The 20,753-nt window shown below is 59.8% G+C and carries 17 protein-coding genes and 1 other RNA gene; 4 read left to right on the top strand and 14 right to left on the bottom strand.

Going from position 1 to position 20,753, the window contains the following annotated elements; all coding sequences use genetic code 11:
- Positions 1 to 20 precede the first annotated feature (20 nt).
- Entirely contained in the window at positions 21 to 869 is an 849-nt protein-coding gene (locus IPP95_05680; GenBank protein ID QQS73710.1) for a hypothetical protein, read from the bottom strand.
- A 50-nt stretch (positions 870 to 919) separates the two neighbouring features.
- A complete protein-coding gene (locus tag IPP95_05675) occupies positions 920 to 1,903 on the bottom strand; it encodes a Gfo/Idh/MocA family oxidoreductase (GenBank protein QQS73709.1) in 984 nt (327 codons plus the stop codon).
- Positions 1,904 to 2,170: 267 nt separating this feature from the next.
- On the opposite strand from IPP95_05675, the gene IPP95_05670 reads away from it, so the two are divergent.
- The 3 genes from IPP95_05670 (at position 2,171) to IPP95_05660 (ending at position 5,591) form a co-directional block, all read left to right on the top strand.
- Complete coding sequence (locus IPP95_05670) at positions 2,171 to 2,821, top strand: protein-L-isoaspartate(D-aspartate) O-methyltransferase (GenBank protein QQS73708.1); 651 nt, start codon at positions 2,171 to 2,173, stop codon at positions 2,819 to 2,821.
- A gap of 214 nt (positions 2,822 to 3,035) precedes the next feature.
- On the top strand, positions 3,036 to 3,863 hold the full coding sequence (locus IPP95_05665) for a hypothetical protein (protein ID QQS73707.1): 828 nt from the start codon (positions 3,036 to 3,038) through the stop codon (positions 3,861 to 3,863).
- 207 nt (positions 3,864 to 4,070) lie between these two features.
- The gene (locus tag IPP95_05660; protein QQS73706.1) at positions 4,071 to 5,591 is read left to right on the top strand and encodes an NAD(P)H-hydrate dehydratase; all 1,521 of its coding nucleotides are present in this window, start codon (positions 4,071 to 4,073) and stop codon (positions 5,589 to 5,591) included.
- Between the two features lie 86 nt (positions 5,592 to 5,677).
- On the opposite strand, the gene IPP95_05655 is transcribed toward IPP95_05660, so the two are convergent.
- The 12 genes from IPP95_05655 to IPP95_05600 all read right to left on the bottom strand — a co-directional run bounded on the left by IPP95_05655 (position 5,678) and on the right by IPP95_05600 (position 19,151).
- Positions 5,678 to 6,298, bottom strand: a complete 621-nt coding sequence (locus IPP95_05655) for a threonylcarbamoyl-AMP synthase (protein ID QQS73705.1) — start codon at positions 6,296 to 6,298, stop codon at positions 5,678 to 5,680.
- A gap of 1 nt (position 6,299) precedes the next feature.
- Positions 6,300 to 6,974 carry a fructose-6-phosphate aldolase gene (gene fsa / locus IPP95_05650; protein ID QQS74204.1) on the bottom strand — a complete coding sequence of 225 codons (675 nt, stop codon included), beginning with the start codon at positions 6,972 to 6,974 and terminating at the stop codon, positions 6,300 to 6,302.
- A gap of 130 nt (positions 6,975 to 7,104) precedes the next feature.
- Positions 7,105 to 8,064 carry a T9SS type A sorting domain-containing protein gene (locus tag IPP95_05645; GenBank protein QQS73704.1) on the bottom strand — a complete coding sequence of 320 codons (960 nt, stop codon included), beginning with the start codon at positions 8,062 to 8,064 and terminating at the stop codon, positions 7,105 to 7,107.
- A 54-nt stretch (positions 8,065 to 8,118) separates the two neighbouring features.
- Positions 8,119 to 8,751 (bottom strand): hypothetical protein, encoded by a 633-nt coding sequence (locus IPP95_05640; GenBank protein QQS73703.1) that lies wholly within the window; start codon positions 8,749 to 8,751, stop codon positions 8,119 to 8,121.
- A 95-nt stretch (positions 8,752 to 8,846) separates the two neighbouring features.
- The gene (locus IPP95_05635) at positions 8,847 to 9,650 is read right to left on the bottom strand and encodes an SDR family oxidoreductase (GenBank protein ID QQS73702.1); all 804 of its coding nucleotides are present in this window, start codon (positions 9,648 to 9,650) and stop codon (positions 8,847 to 8,849) included.
- A gap of 18 nt (positions 9,651 to 9,668) precedes the next feature.
- Positions 9,669 to 9,767, bottom strand: an RNA gene (ffs, locus tag IPP95_05630) — signal recognition particle sRNA small type.
- 153 nt (positions 9,768 to 9,920) lie between these two features.
- Complete coding sequence (locus IPP95_05625; protein ID QQS73701.1) at positions 9,921 to 10,733, bottom strand: sulfite exporter TauE/SafE family protein; 813 nt, start codon at positions 10,731 to 10,733, stop codon at positions 9,921 to 9,923.
- 231 nt (positions 10,734 to 10,964) lie between these two features.
- Positions 10,965 to 13,613: a T9SS type A sorting domain-containing protein gene (locus IPP95_05620; protein QQS73700.1), complete on the bottom strand. Its 2,649-nt coding sequence runs from the start codon at positions 13,611 to 13,613 to the stop codon at positions 10,965 to 10,967.
- A gap of 86 nt (positions 13,614 to 13,699) precedes the next feature.
- On the bottom strand, positions 13,700 to 14,206 hold the full coding sequence (locus tag IPP95_05615; GenBank protein ID QQS73699.1) for a GreA/GreB family elongation factor: 507 nt from the start codon (positions 14,204 to 14,206) through the stop codon (positions 13,700 to 13,702).
- A 126-nt stretch (positions 14,207 to 14,332) separates the two neighbouring features.
- Positions 14,333 to 16,330: a VCBS repeat-containing protein gene (locus IPP95_05610; protein QQS73698.1), complete on the bottom strand. Its 1,998-nt coding sequence runs from the start codon at positions 16,328 to 16,330 to the stop codon at positions 14,333 to 14,335.
- Between the two features lie 31 nt (positions 16,331 to 16,361).
- On the bottom strand, positions 16,362 to 17,465 hold the full coding sequence (locus IPP95_05605) for a hypothetical protein (protein ID QQS73697.1): 1,104 nt from the start codon (positions 17,463 to 17,465) through the stop codon (positions 16,362 to 16,364).
- A 237-nt stretch (positions 17,466 to 17,702) separates the two neighbouring features.
- Complete coding sequence (locus tag IPP95_05600) at positions 17,703 to 19,151, bottom strand: sodium:solute symporter (protein QQS73696.1); 1,449 nt, start codon at positions 19,149 to 19,151, stop codon at positions 17,703 to 17,705.
- Between the two features lie 355 nt (positions 19,152 to 19,506).
- Here IPP95_05600 and IPP95_05595 point away from each other — a divergent pair, with 355 nt between their 5' ends.
- A complete protein-coding gene (locus IPP95_05595) occupies positions 19,507 to 20,631 on the top strand; it encodes an acyltransferase (GenBank protein QQS73695.1) in 1,125 nt (374 codons plus the stop codon).
- Positions 20,632 to 20,753: the final 122 nt, after the last annotated feature.

The raw sequence follows: 20,753 nt of genomic DNA, 5'->3' as shown, positions 1-20,753 counted from the left end.
CTGCGACCGCTTGTTCATCTTCAGGGCCGCACCAGCTTGATGTTGTCCACCTCCACGATGCTTGTAGTGGCGCCATTCTCCAATGCGGCCTGGAGGTAGAAGTGCTTGTCCAACGCCCCGGGCACGTTCCACGGTTCGGCAAGGTCGATGTAGATCTTGTTCCACGGCATGCTCCCGTCCGCCTGCTTGGTGGGCAGGGCATAGACGTAGGGCGTGATGTACTGCACGCCGGCCAAGGTGAAGCGGACGCCCACCAGCAGGCGGGTGTCACTCCGATAGTCCACCTCCAGGAAGGCCGTGCTGCCGATGTTCGTGAACGGGTCGCCGCTGCTGACGCCGCGGTACAGGGCATGCTCGGTGTCCAAGGTGATGCGGCCGTTCTGGATGCCCTGCCCGATGAGCGTGCTGTCCGAGGGTACCAGTTCCATGGTCGCCGTGCAGGCCACCGTGTCGAAGAGTTGGCCATTGTCGAAGTCCGCCAGCCAGTAGTTGAGGTTGTCGAAGTAATGGATCTCGGGGGTTAGCGTCAGTGTTTGCTCCGGCACCAATTGCACCTGCTGCTGCCAGGTGGCATAGAAAGGGTATTGGATCCGGTCGTCGGTGATGCCGTTCTTACGTACCCCGGCGATCAGCTTCACGTTGGCCGTGCCATCGGCGATCATCGGGATCCGCCTGCCGGGTTCCCACACGCCCACGGGCTGGTCGTTCACATACACCCACAGGTCGGTGATCTTCGAGGAGACACCGTGCCCGCTCGCATCGATCACTGTTGGCGTATTGAACTGCACGTACGCCGGGACTGCGCCGTCCTTCTTACAGGCGGCGAGCATCAGAATGAAGAGGCCGGTCAACGGCAGGGCGCGGGTCATGTTCTCTTCCTGTGCGGGTAACGGTGAGGATGGCGGATCAGTATGGCGGGTCACACGGTCCGGATCTCCATGGCAGCCAGTACGCGGTGTGCGAGCTCCAGCGCGGCAAGCCCGTCGGTGGCAGGCACCTCGGGACGGCGGTCGGCCTGGATCGCCTCGGCGAAGGAGCGCAATTCCTCCCGGATCGCATTGGTGGGGGGGATCTCCGGCTTCTCGAAGGAGATCTCCCGATGCCCTTTTCCCGGACCGAGGTCGAGCGTTACGGCGAAAGGATCGGGTGTTTCCACCGTCCGCATCCGCATGATCTCGGTCTCTTTGGTCAGCATGTCCACGGAGATGTAGGCGTCCTTCTGGAAGAAGCGGCTCTTGCGCATCTTCTTCAGGCTGATCCGGCTCGCAGTAAGGTTGGCCACGCAGCCGTTGCTGAAGGCGATGCGTGCGTTCGCGATGTCCGGCGTGTCGCTCACCACGGGAACACCGCTGGCATGCACATCCACCACAGGTAGGCCCACGACGTGCAAGATGATGTCCAGGTCGTGGATCATCAGGTCCAGCACCACGCTCACATCGGTGCCGCGCGGGTCGAAGGTGGCCAACCGGTGCGTCTCGATGAACATGGGGGCGTTCAGTGCTCCCTGTGCAGCCAAGAATGCGGGATTGAAGCGTTCCACATGACCGATCTGGACCTTCCTTCCCGTGGTTTCCGCACGCTCCACCAGCTGCCGGGCCTCTTCCAATGTGTGGGCGATCGGCTTTTCGATGAAGACGTGCTTGCCCGCGTCAAGCGCCTGCATCGCGCATGCGTGGTGCGCCAGGGTGGGCGTCACCACGTCCACCACATCACAGGCGGCGATCAGCTCGGCAATGCTCCCGAACAGGGCCACGCCGAACTCACTCTGCACCTTCGCGGTCTTTTCCGCGTGCGGGTCGTACACGCCCATGATCTCGAACTCCGGAAGCTCCCGCAGTTGCTGCACATGGATCCGGCCCAGGTGGCCTGCGCCCAACACGCCGATACGAAGTGGTCTTTCCATTTAGGCGCGCAAAAGTAGCTGAAGCGACGGGGCACCAAAATGGGGGAGGGCAAGGGTGATCGCGTCTTCCACTTCTGATGGCCCTTAAGAGAGTCTTGGTTTTCCCCTCCTTTTTCAAGGAGGGGTAGGGGTGGTCCATACTTCCACGAACCACCCCCGACCCCTCCTTATAGGAAGGAGGGGAGACGACTTTTTTCAAGATCCTCCGGCACGATCTGTTCTGAGCGCTCTCGGTCCCGGCACTGAGCATAGCTTTGCCGCCGAACCATGCGACCTGATGATTTCCGCCACCAAGGCATGCGCCGCAAGCTGGTGGAAGAGCTGAAGCGGAAGGGCATCACCGATGCCAGAGTGTTGGCCGCCATTGGCAAAGTGCCCCGCCACCAGTTCATCGACGACAGCGCTTTTGAACGCTTCGCCTATGTGGACCAGGCGTTTCCCATCGGCTGCGGCCAGACCATCTCCCAACCTTACACCGTGGCGTTCCAGAGCCAGCTGTTGCAAGTGAAGGCCGGGGAAAAGGTGCTGGAGATCGGCACCGGCTGCGGCTACCAGACGGCCATACTCTGTGAACTCGGTGCCAAGGTGTACAGTATTGAACGGCACCGGCCGCTTTACCTCACCACCAAGAAGCGCCTTACCGAAATGGGGTACCGTGCCCACTTGGTGCATGGCGATGGCTATAAGGGCCTCCCGGTCCATGCGCCCTTCCACAAGGTGATCGTTACCTGTGGGGCACCGGAAGTTCCGCAGGCCTTGATCGATCAATTGGTGCAGGGCGGTATCCTTGTTATTCCCGTGGGCGGTGAAGGCGGACAGGCCATGTACAGCGTAGTGCGGACGGCAGAGGGGGACGTGCGTACGGAGCATGGCGCATTCAGTTTTGTACCCATGGTGGAAAACAAAGTGAGGGGGTGACTACGTGATTTCACGGACTGTGCTACATTCGCCCCCGAAATCGACCAAACCAACCGCCCGGGAGCATCGACGAAAAGCAGCAGGAAATCGACTATCAACAAAAAATGGTTGATATGTCATCCGGATGTTTATAAGTTTGCGCCCCCGGTCGGATAGATTTGACCGACCAAGCAGAACGAACCACTAACCAAAGCACACGAAAAACCAAAACGTCATGAAGAAGACTGTACTTTTCACCGCAGCGCTCTTTGCCGTAACGGCTGTTTCCGCCCAGACGGGTGAGATCACCAGCAACCGTGGCGAGAACTGGCTGTCACAAGATGGCGACTACGGCATCACGTTCGATGCGAACCCCCTCTTGAACTACGCAGGCAATCTGTTCAACGGACATAACAACAATGGCATCGGCAACGGCCTCACATGGCTGAGCGATGACTTTACCATCCGTGGGAAGAAGCTCATGGATGCCAACACGGCCTATCGTGCCCAAGTGCGCATCGGCTTCGGTAGCAAGAAAACGAGCGAGAACGTGGACGACGCTACCAGCACCGATCCAACCGTTACAGTGGAAGACGTTATGAAGCACAGCTACATGGCCATCGACCTCGGTGTGGGCTTGGAGAAGCGCGTGGGCAGCACCCGCGTAGTGGGCGTCTACGGTGCCATGTTCAATGTGGGCTTCGGCAACAGCAAGGACACCTATGAGTACGGCAACTCCTTGAGCAACACGATCACCTCCCATACGAACACCTTTAACCAAGGTACGGGTGTGACCGAATCAAAGAACGGTTCCTCCTTCCACATCGGGCTGAACGCATTCGCAGGTATCGAGTGGTTCTGCGCCCCGAAGGTTTCCCTGAGCGGTGAGTACACCTGGGGACTTGGGCTGAGCAGCAGTGGCTACGGTTCCACCACTCAGGAGTCGTGGAACGGTACCTCCGCGGAGAGCACCACTGCCGATGGCGGTCAAAAGAAGAGCAACTTCAGCATTGACACCGGCGTAAGCGGTGGCATGATCGGGGTGAACTTCTACTTCCAATAAGAGAGATTCTCGCTTTGGTCCTGAAAGCCCCCGGAAACGGGGGCTTTCTCGTATACGCCCCGGCCGTAAAACGGCCGGGGCGTTTTTGCTTGCGGTTAACACGTGGGTTCAATGGACCCAAATGGACGTGGATGGACGCGCTATTCGCGTCCATCCGCTAGTCCATTTTTTGTCCATTTGAAAGCCCCCCTGGATACCTTCGCAACTATGATCCCCGTGCTTTCCGCAGAAAAGCTCCGCCAGGCCGATGCCCACACCATCGCCCACGAGCCGATCGCCTCCATCAACCTGATGGAACGCGCCGCTGTGGCCTGTGCCAACATGCTTATGGAGACCTTGGCATACGATGTACCCGTGGTAGTATTGGCGGGCATGGGCAATAATGGTGGGGACGGCTTGGCCATTGCCCGGATCCTCCACATGGCCGCGCAACCCGTCCGGGTCCTGGTTCCGCGGTACAAAGCAGAGGGGAGCCCGGACTTCGAAGTGAACCTGTGGCGGGCACAAAGGGCTGACATATTGGTGGAGCTCGTTGATGAAGGAGCGGAGCTGCCCCCCTTCACGCAGGGCTCATTTGTGATCGACGCCCTCTTCGGCACCGGCCTGCAACGCCCCATCACCGGCTGGCTGAAAGAATGGGTCATGGCCCTGAACGCGAGGCCGAACGAAGTGCTGGCGATCGATATGCCGTCAGGCTCCTTCACGGAGGACAATACGGAGAACGACCCGAAGGCCATCGTCCAAGCTGACCGGACCTTCACCTTGGAGCTGCCCAAATTGTCTCTGTTGCTGGCGGATAATGCGCGCTATTCCGGGGAGTGGGAGGTGGTTCCCATCGGTCTGGACCGGAATTTCATAGCGGGCTTGACGCCGGAGGCCGTGATACTGGAGGCTGCTGAGATCGCTGCCTTGCTGCCCGAGCGCAAGCGCTTTTCGCACAAGGGCGATCATGGGCATGCTTGGATCCTGGCCGGCGGTGAAGGAAAGATGGGCGCCGCGTTATTGGCCACCAAGGCATGCTTGCGCTCAGGCTGTGGCTTGCTCACCGTACATGTGCCGTCAGGGCAGGAAGCCGTTGTCCATGCCGCCATTCCGGAAGCTATGGTCTCCTCGGACCCGGAAATTGCTCACCTGTCATCGCTGCCGGAGCTCTCCAATGCCTCGGCCATCGGCATCGGCCCGGGGATCGGGACCGCCGACGATACAGCACGCATGCTCAAATTATTGATCCAAGAGGCGCCCGCACCGTTAGTGCTCGATGCTGATGCGCTCAACATCCTCGCGGAGAATAAGACCTGGCTTGCGTTCCTCCCTGCCGGCTCCATCCTCACCCCGCATCCCAAGGAATTCGAGCGCTTGGCAGGTAAAGCCGCGAACGATCACGAGCGCTTGATGAAGGCGAAAGATCTCGCCGTCCGTTTGAGCTCGGTGGTGGTGTTGAAGGGCGCTTACACGGCCATCTGCTCAACGGACGGAAAGATCTTCTTCAACGGTACCGGCAACCCCGGCATGGCCAAGGGCGGCAGCGGCGATGCGCTCACCGGTATCATAACAAGCCTGCGTGCCCAAGGTCTGGATGCGCTCTCAGCAGCACTCGTTGGCGTGTATGCACACGGCTTGGCCGGTGATCTGGCCGCTAGGGACCTCGGGATGGACGGTATGTTGCCCAGTGACCTTATCGATCATTTGCCGGAAACTTGGAAACAACTGAGGGAGGCAATTCGGTGATCCGGTCTTGTTGCGGGTTGATGTGCTACGTGTTATGAGTTCTGCCCTGTAACCCGGAACCCGTAACCCGTAACCCAAGAACGTTGTCAAAAGATCTCAGCAACAGGGCCTTTCCCTTCCCGCAGCACTTCCGGTTCCGCACCGGTGAGGTCGATCACGGTGGAACCCTCCATGCCGCAGATGCCGCCGTCGATCACCAACTCCACCTGCTTGCCGATGCGCTCCTCGATCAGTTCCGGGTCCGTGGTGTGCTCCAGCAGAATGTCGTCATCATGCACGCTGGTCACTACCAAGGCATGGCCTAAGCTTTCCACGATGGCCAAGGGGATCGGATGGTCCGGCACGCGGATCCCCACGGTGCGTTTGTTGTTCTTGAAGAGGCGGGGGATCTCACTGCTGGCCGGAACGATGAAGGTGTAGGGGCCGGGCAGCGCCTTTTTCATCAGGCGGAAACCCGGTGTGTCGATCGCACGGGCATAGGTGCTCAGTTGGCTCAGGTCCTTGCAGATCAAGGACAGGTCCGTTTTGTGTGCTTTCGTCCCTTTCAACCGGGCGATGGCCTCGATGGCCCGGGGCTGGTGGGCACTGCAGACGAAGGCGTAGACCGTGTCCGTGGGACAGACCACCACGGCGCCGTTGTTCAGCCGCTGCACCACATCTGCGATCTTCCGGGGTTCCGGATCCTTCGGATGGATCGCCAGCAACATCCTACTTCGCAGCGACCTGCTGCTGTGCGGCCTTCTTGTGGTCCGCCAGGAATTTCTCCAGCCCGAGGGTGGTGAGCGGATGATCGAAGAGGGCGACGATGGCACTCAAAGGGCAAGTGGCCACGTCGGCGCCCACTTCGGCGCACTGGATGATGTGCATGGGATGGCGGATGCTCGCGGCCAGGATCTGCGTGTTGAAGCCGTAGTTGTCATAGATGGTCCGGATCTGCTCGATCAACTGCACACCATCGGTGCTGATGTCGTCCAACCGGCCGATGAAGGGCGAGACGTATGTGGCACCGGCCTTTGCCGCCAGCAGCGCCTGCCCCGCGCTGAACACCAGCGTGCAGTTGGTCTTCAGTCCCTTGTCCGCAAAATGCTTGATCGCCTTCACGCCGTTGCGCGTCATGGGCAGCTTGATCGCGATGTTCGGATGCAGCGCCGCAAGGTCCTCGCCCTCGCGCACCATACCCTCATAGTCCGTGGCGATCACTTCGGCGCTCACGTCGCCCTCCACGATGTTACAGATGTCCACGTAGTGCTTCATCACCCGGTCGGTGCCGGAGATGCCCTCCTTGGCCATCAGGGACGGATTGGTGGTGACGCCGTCAAGAATGCCGAGGTCCTGGGCTTCCTTGATCTGTGCGAGGCTGGCGGTATCGATGAAGAATTTCATGCTGTGCAGGCCGGACATGGTTGTCGCGGACGCTTCGGCAAAGGTAAGCCAGAGCACAGCCTACCCATGGCCCGAATGCGTTGCGGCCCGACGAATGCCGGGCCGCAACGAACATTGGTGGGCACAAGGCTCACTTCACCCAGCGCACGGTGCCAACACCACCGCTCCCGGTGACGCGGATCGTGTACACGCCCGGGTTCAGGCCGCTCAGCGGAAGCGCCACGCGATCGGTAGCCGGGACCGCAGTGTGATAGACCTCCCGGCCTTGGGCATCGAAAACATTCAGGCCGGTCGCGGCGCGAAGATCTTGATCCATCAACAGGACCGGGTTGTCCGTGGGGTTCTGTTCCAAGCGGAGGTTCGTGGTGATCAGAGGAAGGGATGCCACGCCGGTGGAAAGCTCCGTGATGTTCTGGGCATAAATGCCGTTGGGGCTGCGATCGTCCTGCCAAACCACTACGGCCTGCCCGTCCCTCGTGCTGGTCACGGCAACATCGCCCTTCGTGCTGTTCGCTGTGGAAACATCATGCAGTGCGGGTGACCAGACCGCCGCGCCGGAAAGATCGACCCGTTTGGCCATGAGGTGTTGTTGTCCGAAGGCCCCCGAGCTCTGGATGATCAGCGCACCATCATCGGTGGAGGTGATGTCCACCGGGCTGACATAGGAAGAGCCGAACAGTACGTTCGGTACTGCGGGGCCCAGTGGTAAAGCACCCAAGGTGTCCACACGTTGCACAGCGACGGCGGATTGTCCTTGGGCAATGTCCGTCACTTGCAAGGGGACCATCAGCCCGTCTTCGTCATTGATGAAGGCAAAGCCTTTGCCGGCGGTGAATTTCTGTATGATGTTGCTGTTGTCCATGCGGGTGCCCTCGGCCGACCAGAGCGAACCGTCAGAGTGTACCCGTTGCACATACACGTCGCTCAAGTCGGCATTGTTGGGGTTCCCTGTAGTGAAGGCCAGATAGAGGCCATCATGCCCGTCCGGAGCTGGCCGTGGGAAAAAGAAGCCGGAAACAGTCTTTGTGGAAACTTGCACAGGGTCGTGCCATACGCCTTGTCCGACTTCGTCGTAACGTTGGGCATACATGGTGGCAGGGGCCAGGAAATTACCGCCTTCCAGCTCGTATTGCAGGATGAACCCTCAATCGCTGGTGGCCACCGGTACGGGCCGTGAGACCCTGGTGGGCGCGGAGATCTCACTTGCAGGCGACAGTAGCAAGGCACCGTCCGCGTCGACCAGTTGGTAGGCGATACGCCCTGGTGAATCATTGGTGTTCCATGCGATCACCGTGTTCCCGTTCCGCAAGGGGGCCAATGAGGGGGCCAGTCCGGTACTACCTACAGAGGGCAATTCCACACCGTCCGCTCCCCAGAGAAAGGTGCCGTCGGGGCCGATCTTATAGGCCACGATGTCCAAGGATCCCGTGCGTTCATCCTGAAAGGCCACCACCGCGTTGCCGTCACGGTCACTCTTCAAGTCGTAGCGGAAGATCGCGCTGTTCTGCGGGTGCGCGCTTACGATCAAGCCGGCGTCGTCCCACATCCGGTTCCCGTCCGCGTCCAAGCGCTGCATGCGGAGCTGGTAGGTTCCACTGCCGTTTTCGAACCAGCAGGTGTATGTGCTCCCGTCCGGACCATCTGCGACCAGATGAGAGGAGATCTCGATCACGCTGGCCGCGCGGACCGTCGTATTCAACGAGACGTCCGTGGTCCATTGCCCCAGTGCGGGACCGACGGCCAAAAGGAAGAGCAAAGCAGGAGTAATTGTTCTCATGGTTCTTGGATTTGGGAACACAAGATAAAAGCATCTGGCACGCTGAACGGCACCAGATCGTACCACAGGCGCACATTCCTATCCCTGAACGCACTTCAGCGGTATTCCCGCATCATCAGGCGTTGGAACAGCCTGCCCGGCAGCAGCTTCTTCAACAGCACCGCCGACCGCTGCAGGCCATGCGCGGCGTAATAGACGCTCTTCGGCCTGGCCGTGCCCATGATCTTTTGTACCAGCACCGCCACTTCATCGGGGTCATGGCTGTAATGAAGGCTACCACCGAGGATTTCCATCGCACGGTCGTAGCCGTCCTTGTAGGCTTCGCCGATCACGGCGGGCCGGATGCGGTTGGTGCCGATGTTGGTCTTGTACTCGCCGGGTTGCAAGCTCACCACATGGATGCCGAAAGGCTGTACTTCCATGCTCAAGGCTTCCGTGTATCGCTCCAAGGCCGCCTTGCTGGCGCTGTAGAAACCACGGTAGGGCAATCCGAAGTTGGCGGCGAGGCTGGTAATGTTGATGATCAGTCCCGAACCATTGGCCCGCATGTGCGGCAGTACCGCGCGGCAAACACGGTGCGCGCCAAAGAGGTTGGCGTCGAACAGTTCGATCGCCTGCTCAGGTTGAATATCCTCGGTAGGGCCTTGGATGCCGAGCCCGGCATTGTTGACCACCACATCGATGCGGTGCGCCGCAGTTATCACCTCGTTAACGGCGTGTTTCACCGAGGTGTCATCCACCAGATCCATGGTGATGAGACGATAACCTTTGGGCTGTGTACCCACCTTGCGCGTAGTACCAAAGACCGTGTGCCCTTGTGCGGCCAAACGTGTACAAATGGCCTTGCCGATGCCGCTGGAACCGCCGGTGACCAGTACGACCTTCGAAGTGGGGGACATCAGTGGGGGGCAAAAAAAGTGGGGCAAGCTCCTCATATCGCTCCGCTACGACCGCCTACCCTTGCTGCCTTCCGGCCCTGAGGGATTCAGCAGGAGCTGGACGTACAAGACTTGCCCCGGACAAAGGTAGTTCTTCCTTCGAGTTTTTTTCATCTGCGGGTAAGGGAGGCAAGGGAAGTAATGTAGGTGAGGGTAGCAAAGTAGAGATGTGGCTTTACCTCACTTACCTCCATCTCCTCTCTCGCCTTCATTCTATGCGATGTTCGGTGCTCAGTGCATCACCAAGCGCAGGCCTAATAGGAATAGCGCTACTGCCAGTGTGCGAATGATCCATTCCGGCTTGATCTTGTGCGAAGCCCAGGCACCCACCTGTGCGCCCACAACGGTTCCCGCACCGATGGAAAGCACGTAGGGCCAGCCTGCAGTGAGGTTGCCTTGGGCGATGTGCGCCACCGTGCCTGCCAAGGCCATGATGGCCAAGATGAAGTGCGAGGTGGCCGTGGCGATGGGTACCGGGAAATGCAGCACGGTGGCGAGGAAAGGCACGTGGATGACCCCGCCCCCGATGCCCAACAGACTGGACAGAAAGCCGACGACAAAGCTCACCGCCACCCCGGTCACCATGTTGAAGGAGTACGCGTAAGTGGTGCCTTCACGGTCCGTCACCGTGCGGTGGGCGCGATGCCGCTGCGTGACCAATGTGGCCGCTTGGTAGCCGGGCTTCAGCAGAAGAAAGGCGGCAACCGCGAGCAGTACGAAACCGAGCACGATATCGAACGCCTTCCGCGGGATGTACTGCGTGATATACGCGCCGATGATCGCCCCGGGAAGGGTGGCCAATGCCAGCCTTAAGCCTGAGCGGTAGTCGATGCGCTTAAGGCGGGAATAGGCGAAGGAGCCGGAGGCGGCGTTGATGAAGACCACCGCCAAGGAGATGCTCGTGAGCGCCTCAGGGGGCATGTCGGGGAACAGGAGCAAGAGTACCGGCAGCAGGATGAAGCCGCCGCCCGCGCCGATCAACGTGCCCAAAGCACCGACACCGAAGCCGAGTAAAATGTATAGCCCTATGTGTGAAATGTCCATGGGTCAACTGGAAGTCGGAACCCGCGCTGATCGCGCTCCGCCCACTGTTGCAAGATGTGCCGAAGTCATCAGTGTTCCATACTGATCAGAAAGGCGCCCGACAACAGGCCCAAAGTCAGTATGCTCAAAAACGCAAAGAGGAAACCACTGGCAACGATAGAGAGATAGTCGGATAACGCAAGAGGGACGGGGCCTGGTCACGCGTTGCTCCATCGGCCATTGTCGATGAGGTCAATGCGCGCTGCGTACGAACCGCCCCACACTGACCTGGCCCACTGCGGTGACGCGCAACGTCCAAACACCGGGTGTCAGCGTGCGCACGTCCAGTGTAAGCTCGTTCGCGCTTTTTGGATGAGCGGTGGCCAATACAGTACGGCCCGTGGCATCGGTCAACTCCAGCCGGTCGATCCCCGATGCGGGGAAGGGAAGGACCACGTTGACCGCGTCCGTGGCCGGGTTCGGCCAGATCCCGATGGGTTGCCCTGCCGGATCTTCACCCACGGCGGTGGTGGCCGCCTCCAAGTCGTTCCCGTTGCGGGCCACGGGGAATTCATCCGGGCATTCCAACACGTTCACCATCACCACGGCACTGGCGGAAGCACAGGGTGCAATTCCGAGCACCGTGTAGATATAGATCCCCGACTCCATCGTCGCGGGATTGAACACGCCATTGGTCACCTCGCTCGGTCCGCTCCAGCTACCTCCCGGGTCAGGGGATCCGTTCAAAGCAAGGAAGAGAAGCACGGCAGGTCCATCAATACACGCGGTGACCTCACCGTCCGTGCCGGCGTTCGGTGGAGGGATGACCAATATCGTCACACTCGCTGTGGCATCAAGGCAAGGCGGGATTCCAGTGACAGTGTACGTGCAGACGCCTGAGCTCATGGTCGCGGGATCGAACTGCCCGTTGAAGGGAGTTCCTCCCCACATCCAAGTTCCTGTGGGATCGGATGCGCCGCCCAGTGCATCATGGAGGTCGATGATGCCATCCGTGGCGCAGAGCACGAGTGAGGTGGAGGCACCGGCATTAGCTGCCGTCACCACGTTCACGGTCACCGTGGCCACGGAGGGTGCGCTGAACGGAATGGCCACTGTATAGGTGTATGTCCCTGCTGGATCGATCGCCGGGTTGAAGATCCCGTTGAAGGGGTTCCCATTCGGGGTCGTCCACATACCGTTCGGGCAAGGTTCGCCGCCAAGCGCGTTCAACAAGACCACGAGCGAATTGCTTGTGCAAATGCTGATGAAGGCGTCGATACCTGCCGTGCATGAGGGCGGGCACGCCATCACGTGGATGGCGGCTCCCAACACGTCCAAGCTGGCGCAGATGGTGCCTCCTGCCTGGGTCAACGAAAGGTTCAGTTCATAAGCGGAGGTTTCGCCAAGTTGGACCATGGAGAGATCCCATGTGGAGGGATCAAACACGAACGCATGAATATGGTAGAGGCCGGTGTCGGAAACGGCGAAGACAGGCTCGGTGCCCAGATCCACGAGGACCAGTCCGGAACCCTGTGTGAGCCAATAGCCCATCACGAAGCCGGGTGGCACCAATGTGTCGCCGTTGGAGGTCGCACTGATCATGGCGCTGCCATCGCCCAAGCAGGGCACTTCGGTCTCCGAATTCATGGTTCCCGCATCCGCTGTGCAGGTCGGCGAACAGTCCACCACTTGGAAATCCGCACCGTCCATGTCCAAGCTGGCGCAAATGCCACCGCCGCCTTGCTGCAACTGGGCGTTCAGGTCCAGGAGGGTCGTCTCGCCCGGCACTACCGTGGTGAGATCGAAGGTCGCCGGATCGTACACGAAGGGATGAATGCCGTATTGCCCCGGAGCCTGCACAGTGAACTCAGGCGTACCGGCGTGCGCGAGGATCACCGGGATGCCGCTTTCCTGGGTGAGCAAGTAGACGAGCTCGTAACCGTCGGGAACGGTGGCGTTGCCATCGGGTGTGGCGCTGAGCATGGCCGACCCTTCCGCCAGGCACACATCAGCTTGGTCGGCGCTCACCACGCCCGCTTCCGCAAAGCAGTTGGGCGTGCATTCCCCGGTCTTTACGAAGGCCCCGTTGATGTCCAAGCTGGCGCAGATGGAGCCGCCGCCCTGCAGTAACATGGATCGCAGGTCGTACGCGCTGGTGACACCGAAGGTGATGGTGCCGAGGTCCAGGGTGGCGGGATCATACACCAAGTTGTGGATGCGCCACACATCCGTGCTGTGTACGGTGAAGCTGGACGCGGTGGACAGCTGCTCGATGATGAGGCCGTTGGTGCGGGTGAGCAGATAGCGCACTTCGTAACCGGCGGGCACGTTGCTCAGGCCGGAAGGCGTGGCCGTGAGCGTGGCCTGCCCGCCCACCAAGCATACCAAGGTGGAGTCCATGGCCATGCCGGAAGCGAATGCCGTACAGGGTTCTTCACATTCCGCGGTTTTCATGGCAGCACCCGTCATGCTGATGCTCGCGCAGATCGGACCTCCGCCTTGCGTGATCTGGGGCTGCACATCATAAATGCTTGTGATCCCGAACTGCACCGTGGAGAGATCAAGGGTGGCGGGATCGAGGACCATTGCATGGATGCGCCATACGTCCACGGTACTCACGACGAAATTGGGGGACGGGCCCATCTGCTCGATGATCAGGCTGTTGGTGCGCGAAAGGATGTAGACGGTGGTGAAGCCCGCCGGTACCACGGCGCTCCCGTCCGGTGTCCCTGTCAACGTGGCTTCACCGTTGTGCAGGCAATGGGGACCGAAGTCCGTGGTGATGATACCCGCATGGGCCGCGCACTCGTTCTGGGCCGTGGCTGAGATGGGGGCCGCTGCGAACAACAGGATCGCCAACAGGAAAATCGATTTTTGAAAAAGGGTGACGATGGGTGCCATTTTTATTGGGATAGGGTGAAGGGGGTTTGAAGGTAATGAGCCAACAACACCCGAAAGCCGCAGTTCGACGAACCGCCGGAAAACGCCTACCGGATGCCGTTCACGATCAATGTCTGCACCTGTTCGCCATGCTGGAATTCCACCGTGTCACCAGCTTTCCGGCCCAATAGGGCCTGTGCGATGGGTGCTGTGAAGGCGATCAGTCCTTCCGCGATCCGGGCCTCGTCAACGCCTACCAAGGTGAAGGTGCGCTCAATGCCTTGCCGGGGTCCGCCCGTGATGACGAAGTTCACGGTGCTCCCAAAGCGCACCTCATCATTGGGGCGCTCGTCGGATTCCACCTCGCGCGCGCTGGCGATCCGTGCCTCCAGCAAAGCCAGCCTGCCATTGATCTCGGCCAGTTCCCTTCGGCGAGACGGCCCCTCGGGCGTGTCCACTGCGGCGCGCTCCCGCTCCAATTGCGCCCGCTCTTCCCGCAACAGCTTCAGGCCGCGTGGTGTCACCAAGTTGTCCATGCCGGCAGGGATGGGTGCACGCGCAGGGATGAACACAGGTTCCTCCTGATCGTCCTCGCGTACGAATCCCCTGCTCATGCTGCTGGATATCTACTGTTGTCCTTGCGGCTTGATCGGAGCAGGGAGGGCACTGGGAACGTGGGTATGACCAACGGAAAGGGCCACCCCGATCCGGATGGCCCTTCCCGAAGCGGGGTGTTGGCGTTATTCCTTCGTGAACTTGGCCGTAAGGGTGCCTGATGCACCGTCCATTTTCAAAAGGTAGATGCCACTGCTCAAACCGGAAACATCGACAGTGCCGTTGACGAGCGCCGGCCGAGCGACTTCCTTTCCGGTCATGTCCGTGATGGCCACGTGGTCACCATTGATGATCCGGGTGGAACGAATGTGCAGGGTGTTCATCACCGGAGAAGGGAAGAGGCTCAACTCAGCAGCCGGTGCGCTTGCAACTCCAGTGGCCACATTGTTGTCGGGGTCTTCCACCACGGTGATCGTGCTGTTGATCTGTGGGTCGGCGACCGTGTTCACGATGCCGGACGGCCAGCGTATGGTGATGTTCGAGATGGCATCGTCCGTGCCGATGCCGAAGTGCGTGGTGAGGCTGCTCATGTAGCGGAAGCCGTCGCCGCTGCGCACATCGCGGATCTGCGTGCCCATGGCGCTTGTGATCTCCACCCGGGCGCCGATACCGTTCAAGTTACTTTCCGTACCCGTGGTGATGATCTTGATCCAGTTGTTGTCGTTGCCGTCGTTCAACCAGATGGAGTTGCCGTTCTGGATGTCGATGAAGCCGTCGTTGTTCAGGTCGCCCGTGGGGCCGTTGCCTGCGGGGATGTTGGTATAGGTGAACGTCATGTCGCCATTGTTCATCATCAGGGCGCCGCCACCGAGGATGTCGAGGTAGCCGTCGTTGTTGAAATCTCGCGTGATGAACTCGATGCTGGTGCCGTTGAAGAGGTCGTACCCGGATCCCGCCGTGATGTTGGTGAAGGTGCTGCCGTCATTGCGCATCAGCATGTGGCCTCCGCCTGAGAAGGAACTGGCGCCGATCATCACGTCCATGTCGCCGTCGTTGTCGAAGTCGCCCCAAGCACTGCTCCAGGATTGCTGGAAGCCGTCCAGGTGATTTTCCGGGGCCACATCGGTGAAGGTGCCATCACCGTTGTTCCGCCAGAGCTGGTCGATGCTCGCTGGTGATTGCGCGCCCCTGCATTTGGCGATGAACATGTCCAAGTTGCCATCGTTGTTGTAGTCGATCCAGATGCTGCCGTAGTTGCCTCCGTCCGGCGTGTCGCCCAAGCCTCCTTGGTGCCAGGTGTACGTGCCGTCCCCGTTGTTGATGTAATACACGTTCGGGGCCACGTCGTGGCAACTGAAGGCATCGAGGTTGCCGTCGTTGTTGATGTCCACCAAGTTGCTCCGCTGGCAGAAGATGTATTCGGGCTGGGAGAGCTCAGTGTAGCCGGTGCCATCGCCGTTGGCCAGCATGAAGGTGAGCCCGCTGCCGGCATACACCAGGTCGTTGTAGCCATTGCCATCGAGGTCACCTGCGCACATGCTCCAGGAAGGCTGGTAGTCCGCGTACGTGGTGGTGTAGATCGTATTGGTGAATCCGCCGCCCGCGTTCTGGTAATTGATGTTGATGTGGGTGTTGTCCACCGATACGGCATCATCAAGCCCATCACCGTTCATGTCCACTATGCAGTAGGCATATCCCGTGGTGTTGACGAACTGTTCCGAAAAGCCGTTGATCGAGGGTGCGGGCGCGGTCTTCAAGATCCGGAAGGTGAAGGCGGAGTCCGTCCATCGGTTGTCAAAGGCGATGATATAGGTGGTACCGGCCGTGACCGCGAAGGTGGTGACGGCCAGGTTCCCCGAGCCGGAATCATCATCACCGGCATAGCAGCTCAGGTTGCCGCAACTGCCGGTGTACACTTGGACGCGCGTATCGATGCCGGCGTTCTGGGGCAGGTCGGTGGTCACCGTGATGAAGGTGTCGATGGTGGCGGTATAACTGTACCACCTGCCCGCCGTGGCACCGCCGCCTCCCGAACTGCATACGGGGGTAGGGGCTTCCGGGCCATTGATCTGCGAAACATAGTAATCGCCCAATACGGCGGTTACGGCGGTCGCACAGGTGCCTTGTGCTTGGACATGCCATGCGGCCATCGAGATCGCAACGAGGAGTATGGTTCTTTTCATCGGGTGGTGGTTTGGAACGGTGAATGTAGTCCTATTGGCAGGTGTCCGGCATGGCGTCGATCCACTGGCCGATCAACGCGATGGCCTCCTCATGCCGCACCGTGCGGCCCATCAACGGCATGCGTTCGGCTTCCTCATTGGAGCTCATCCGGAAGTACAGCATCGAACGGGCCTTGTTGCCGGCGTAAACAATGTATTGCTGTGAAGGCTGGATGGGATCGTCCGGCGGCACGCAAACACCCAGGTTCACTGGATCGGTGGTCAGGTTCCAGTCAAAGCGTATGGGCCGATAATCGCAGTGGCGGCCCGTGGAGTGGCAGTGTGCGCAGTTGATGTCCAGGTATGCGCGGACGCGGCGCTCCACGGTCTCGTTGGGGTCGTCCCATTTGGCAACGGTCTCGATGTTGGTCGGATAACCGCTTTGCAGGTAGCCCTCCGCTTCCCATTTGGCCAGTTGGTTCATGGGGCCGTCCGCATAGTTCATGGTGGAATTCATGTTCTGCGGCTTCGGACCGATGGGGATCGGCTGGTCGTAATACTTGTGGCAGGTGAAGCATTCCGCCTCGGAAGGGATCCGGTAGATCTCGTCATGCCCCTGGCCGCCGGCATCATTCCAAGTAAGGGGGACATAGGAGCCGCTCAGGTTGTACACCGCCTCCGTCTGGTCATCGTTCCACACGTAGTCGGCGAAGATCCAAGCCCCGAATTTCTTGATCATCAGGCGGGTCTCCAGGATGCGGCGGGTGTTCCCGGGCTGCACATTGTCGTAATAGAAATTCTTGATGATCACCGCGCCCTCGGGGAAGTCGAACACCTCGCCGTCGGAGACATAGCTGGCCTTGCTCCCCGCAGGCATCCAAACGTAGCGCAGCTTATGCACATAATCGGTGAACAAGGGCGTGATCAGCTCATAGGGCAGCACGCCTTGCACCGGCTGCATTTCCGCCAAAGGTCCCTCAAAGAAGTTATAGTGCGACAGCGTGGAGTATGGCACCGAGTCCAAGTTGAAGACCACCGGGGAAGTGGGCGTTGGCGGGGTGGATGGCACGGGTTCCTCGGGATGATCCTTGCGGCAAGCGAGGAAAGACGCGACGACCACGCCAAGGAGGAGGAGCACGGACTTTTTTCCGATCATCTTTGGTAGTACAAGTATAAGGAGGCAGGGACAGCAAGTGTGACGAACGAAGGGCGGGTACCGTTGCCCGATGAAGGGCGGGGAGGGGAACGAAAAATGTAGAACCTGATCACCAGAGGCCAGTCAGCAGTCCCAGTTGGCAGCGGGCACCGATCCCCAACGGCAGTTCTCGGCGCCTCCGCGCCCTCGCCTGGGCGTAGCCGCTGCGGCGGAGCACGGTCGGCGGCCAATTCAACTTTACACTGCCGCCCTCCGCGAACATACACCCCACAAGCCCAGCATCGTCAAGCCTGCCACCACCAAGAGCACCTCGAAGCCCATCTTATAGCCGAAGAAGAGCTCCTGTGAATACATCCGGATAAAGTAGGTGATGATCGGTGCCGCGATACACACCCATGGCACCCAGCGCTCCTGTGGCACGCCCTTGAAGAAGATGCCGAACGCGAACAGGCCCAGCAGCGGCCCGTAGGTAAAGCCGGCGATGTCGAACAAGGTCTTGATCACCGTGGGCGTGGCCAACCAATGGAAGTAGAGGATGAAGAGCAGGAAGAGCACCGCCATGCCAAGGTGGACGCGCTGGCGCACGCGCTTCTGCCGGGCCTCGTCCCAGCCCCGGTCACGGATGCCGATGAGGTCGATGCAGGTGCTGGCGGTGAGCGCCGTGAGCGCGCCATCGGCACTGGGGAAGAGCGCGCTGATGAGGCCGATGATGAACATCAGGCCCAGCCACGGTGGGAAATGCTGCAAAGCGAGCGTGGGGAACACATCGTCCGAATGGCCCGGAATGGCTATGCCTTGGCGGTGCATGTACAGGTACAGCAATGAGCCCAGCAACAGGAAGAGCAGGTTCGCGCCCAGCAGGATCACGCTGAACACGCGCATGTTCTTCTTCGAGCCTTCCACGGTGGACACGCTGAGGTTCTTCTGCATCATCTCCTGGTCCAGCCCCGTCATGGCGATGGTGATGAAGATGCCCGCCAGCACCTGCTTCAGGAAGAAGCTGTCGCTGCGCCAATCCAGATCGAGAATGCGCATGCTGCCGTTCGCCTTCAGCTCCGGGAGCCAATCGCCCATGCCGCTGCTTTGCGTGATGTAGATGATGGTGCCGACCAAAGCGCCCAGCATGAACAAGGTCTGCAAGGTGTCCGTCCATACGATGGTCTTCACGCCGCCTTTCAGCGTGTAGAGCACGATCATCACCATCACAATGAAGGCCGTCACTTCAAAGGGCACGCCCATGGCGTCCAGCACGAAAAGCTGGATCACGTTCAGCACCACGAAGATCCGGATGGTGGCCCCGGCCAAGCGGCTCAGGATGAAGAACGAGGCACCGGTGCGGTAGCTCTGCATGCCGAAACGCTCCCGCAGGTAGCCGTAAATGCTGGTGAGCTGTAGCCGGTAGTACAGCGGCAGCAGCACGCCCGCCACCACCCAGTAGCCGATCGCGAAACCGAACACCAATTGGAAATACGTCCAAGCCTTGGCGTCCACATAACCCGGCACGCTGATGAAGGTGACGCCGCTGAGCGAGGTGCCGATCATCCCGAAGGCCACCACGTACCACAGGCTCTTGCGGTCGCCACTGTAGAAGCTGTGCTCCCCCGCGCCGCGCGAGGTGTACCACGCGATGCCCAACAGCACCAAGAAGTAACCGAGGACGATGGCAAGCAGCAGGTAAGGGCTCATGACCGGCAAAAGAACGTTGCGGGAAAGCCCTCCGCATCCTGTCCGTCTACGAGTTGTCCAGTGCTGGTTGTGGGATGCGATCCCTGAAGTGCGTTGTTCGGCATGGATGCGCTCCACTGACGTTTTCCTATTGGGCCGCATTTGCGGCGTGCAGACCTTCCGTGAGATCGCGATCTCCGAAGCCTTTCGGACCGTGGTTGCAGCACTTGTTTCCTTGCTTTGCTGATGGTTCGAGGTGCAATGATGCGGCTGTTAGAGAGCTTTGTGGTAGCTGCGGTAAGCTGGCCTGGTCTTTATTGTGGCTATGATCTTTGACGAAGGTGGGATAAGGTCAATGGAGGTAGTTTCGTCCGGAATGGCAGGGACCGGCAAAACCTATTTTCCGAATCTGGACGGGTTGCGCTTCATCGCCGCCAGCTTGGTGATCATCGGCCACATCGTTGGCGGAAAGCTGACCTTGGCTATTCCCGTGACGGCCTTCCTGCACTGGGAAATGCTCCGCCATCTGGGCGTACTTCTCTTCTTCTCTATCAGCGGCTTCCTCATCACCTACCTGATCTTGGAAGAAGAGCAGCGGTACGGGAAGATCCATGTTCTGAATTTCGAGGTCCGCAGGATCCTCCGGGTCTGGCCCTTGTATTTTCTCATGGTACTGCTGGCGCTCTTTGTCCTGCCCCGGCTTTCCCTCCTCCAAGTGCCCGATCTGCCCGCCCGGGAACAAATGGACAACCCCATGGGCAAGCTGGTGCTCTTTATGTTGTTCCTGCCCACCTTGGTCCCTTCTGTTTTTAGCAAGGTGTATTTTGCCTTGCACCTGTGGTCCATCGGCACGGAGGAGCATTTTTACTTGGTCTGGCCTTTTCTCCTGCGTGTTTTCAAACGCTACTGCTGGCTGCTCATGGCCGCTGTGTTCATCGGCTATGCGGTCGTGTACCGCTTGCTGTTCTCACCACTTGCCGAAGGGTTGTCCGGGATCGATCTTTTCAGGCCTTACTGGCAGAATTTCAATATCGATGTCATGGCCGTGGGGGGCCTTTGCGCTTGGTTGCTTTTCAAAAAAAGCGCTCTGCTCAAGGTGCTCTTGGACCGCAGGCTGTTCATCGTGGTGTTGATCACGGTGGTGGCGTGCATGGCCACCGGCACCAGGACGGCCCTCATAGGCTACCGGATGTACTCCGTGCTGTTCGGGCTGCTGGTGCTGAACCTCGCCGCGAACCCTTGGTTGATCAACGTGCTGGAGCACCCCGTCCTGCGCTACCTCGGTCGCATTTCCTATGGGCTGTACATCTACCACATGGTGGCCGTGATAGCCATCTTGAACATGGCTAAGCGTATGGATATCACCAGCGACCTTGTGACCTATCCCGTGGTCTTCGCCCTTTCCATCGCCATGGCAGCGCTTTCCTACCATTTTTTTGAATTGTTCTTCCTTCGGCTGAAAAACCGGTTCAGGCCGGGGAGGAGGGTATTGAGTACATGAGCCATCCTCCCTCGGAGGTCAAGATCCGGTTGCCTGCGCTCGAAGCCAAGCAGCGCGAACACCGGAAGTGAAGGGACCGGTCGGCTGCTATTGGGCCGGCATTTTTTCCAATATATCCGCCC

It is taken from the genome of Flavobacteriales bacterium, assembly GCA_016700415.1.
Taxonomy (GTDB): Bacteria; Bacteroidota; Bacteroidia; order Flavobacteriales_F; family PHOS-HE28; genus PHOS-HE28.
This window is presented reverse-complemented; position numbering and strand designations above follow the sequence as displayed.

Bases quoted from the DNA above. Each gene is read 5' to 3' on its own strand.
- IPP95_05680 (QQS73710.1), bottom strand. From the start codon at position 869: ATGACCCGCGCCCTGCCGTTGACCGGCCTCTTCATTCTGATGCTCGCC.
- IPP95_05675 (QQS73709.1), bottom strand. From the start codon at position 1,903: ATGGAAAGACCACTTCGTATCGGCGTGTTGGGCGCAGGCCACCTGGGC.
- IPP95_05670 (QQS73708.1), top strand. From the start codon at position 2,171: ATGCGACCTGATGATTTCCGCCACCAAGGCATGCGCCGCAAGCTGGTG.
- IPP95_05665 (QQS73707.1), top strand. From the start codon at position 3,036: ATGAAGAAGACTGTACTTTTCACCGCAGCGCTCTTTGCCGTAACGGCT.
- IPP95_05660 (QQS73706.1), top strand. From the start codon at position 4,071: ATGATCCCCGTGCTTTCCGCAGAAAAGCTCCGCCAGGCCGATGCCCAC.
- IPP95_05655 (QQS73705.1), bottom strand. From the start codon at position 6,298: ATGTTGCTGGCGATCCATCCGAAGGATCCGGAACCCCGGAAGATCGCA.
- fsa (QQS74204.1), bottom strand. From the start codon at position 6,974: ATGAAATTCTTCATCGATACCGCCAGCCTCGCACAGATCAAGGAAGCC.
- IPP95_05645 (QQS73704.1), bottom strand. From the start codon at position 8,064: ATGTATGCCCAACGTTACGACGAAGTCGGACAAGGCGTATGGCACGAC.
- IPP95_05640 (QQS73703.1), bottom strand. From the start codon at position 8,751: ATGAGAACAATTACTCCTGCTTTGCTCTTCCTTTTGGCCGTCGGTCCC.
- IPP95_05635 (QQS73702.1), bottom strand. From the start codon at position 9,650: ATGTCCCCCACTTCGAAGGTCGTACTGGTCACCGGCGGTTCCAGCGGC.
- IPP95_05625 (QQS73701.1), bottom strand. From the start codon at position 10,733: ATGGACATTTCACACATAGGGCTATACATTTTACTCGGCTTCGGTGTC.
- IPP95_05620 (QQS73700.1), bottom strand. From the start codon at position 13,613: ATGGCACCCATCGTCACCCTTTTTCAAAAATCGATTTTCCTGTTGGCG.
- IPP95_05615 (QQS73699.1), bottom strand. From the start codon at position 14,206: ATGAGCAGGGGATTCGTACGCGAGGACGATCAGGAGGAACCTGTGTTC.
- IPP95_05610 (QQS73698.1), bottom strand. From the start codon at position 16,330: ATGAAAAGAACCATACTCCTCGTTGCGATCTCGATGGCCGCATGGCAT.
- IPP95_05605 (QQS73697.1), bottom strand. From the start codon at position 17,465: ATGATCGGAAAAAAGTCCGTGCTCCTCCTCCTTGGCGTGGTCGTCGCG.
- IPP95_05600 (QQS73696.1), bottom strand. From the start codon at position 19,151: ATGAGCCCTTACCTGCTGCTTGCCATCGTCCTCGGTTACTTCTTGGTG.
- IPP95_05595 (QQS73695.1), top strand. From the start codon at position 19,507: ATGGCAGGGACCGGCAAAACCTATTTTCCGAATCTGGACGGGTTGCGC.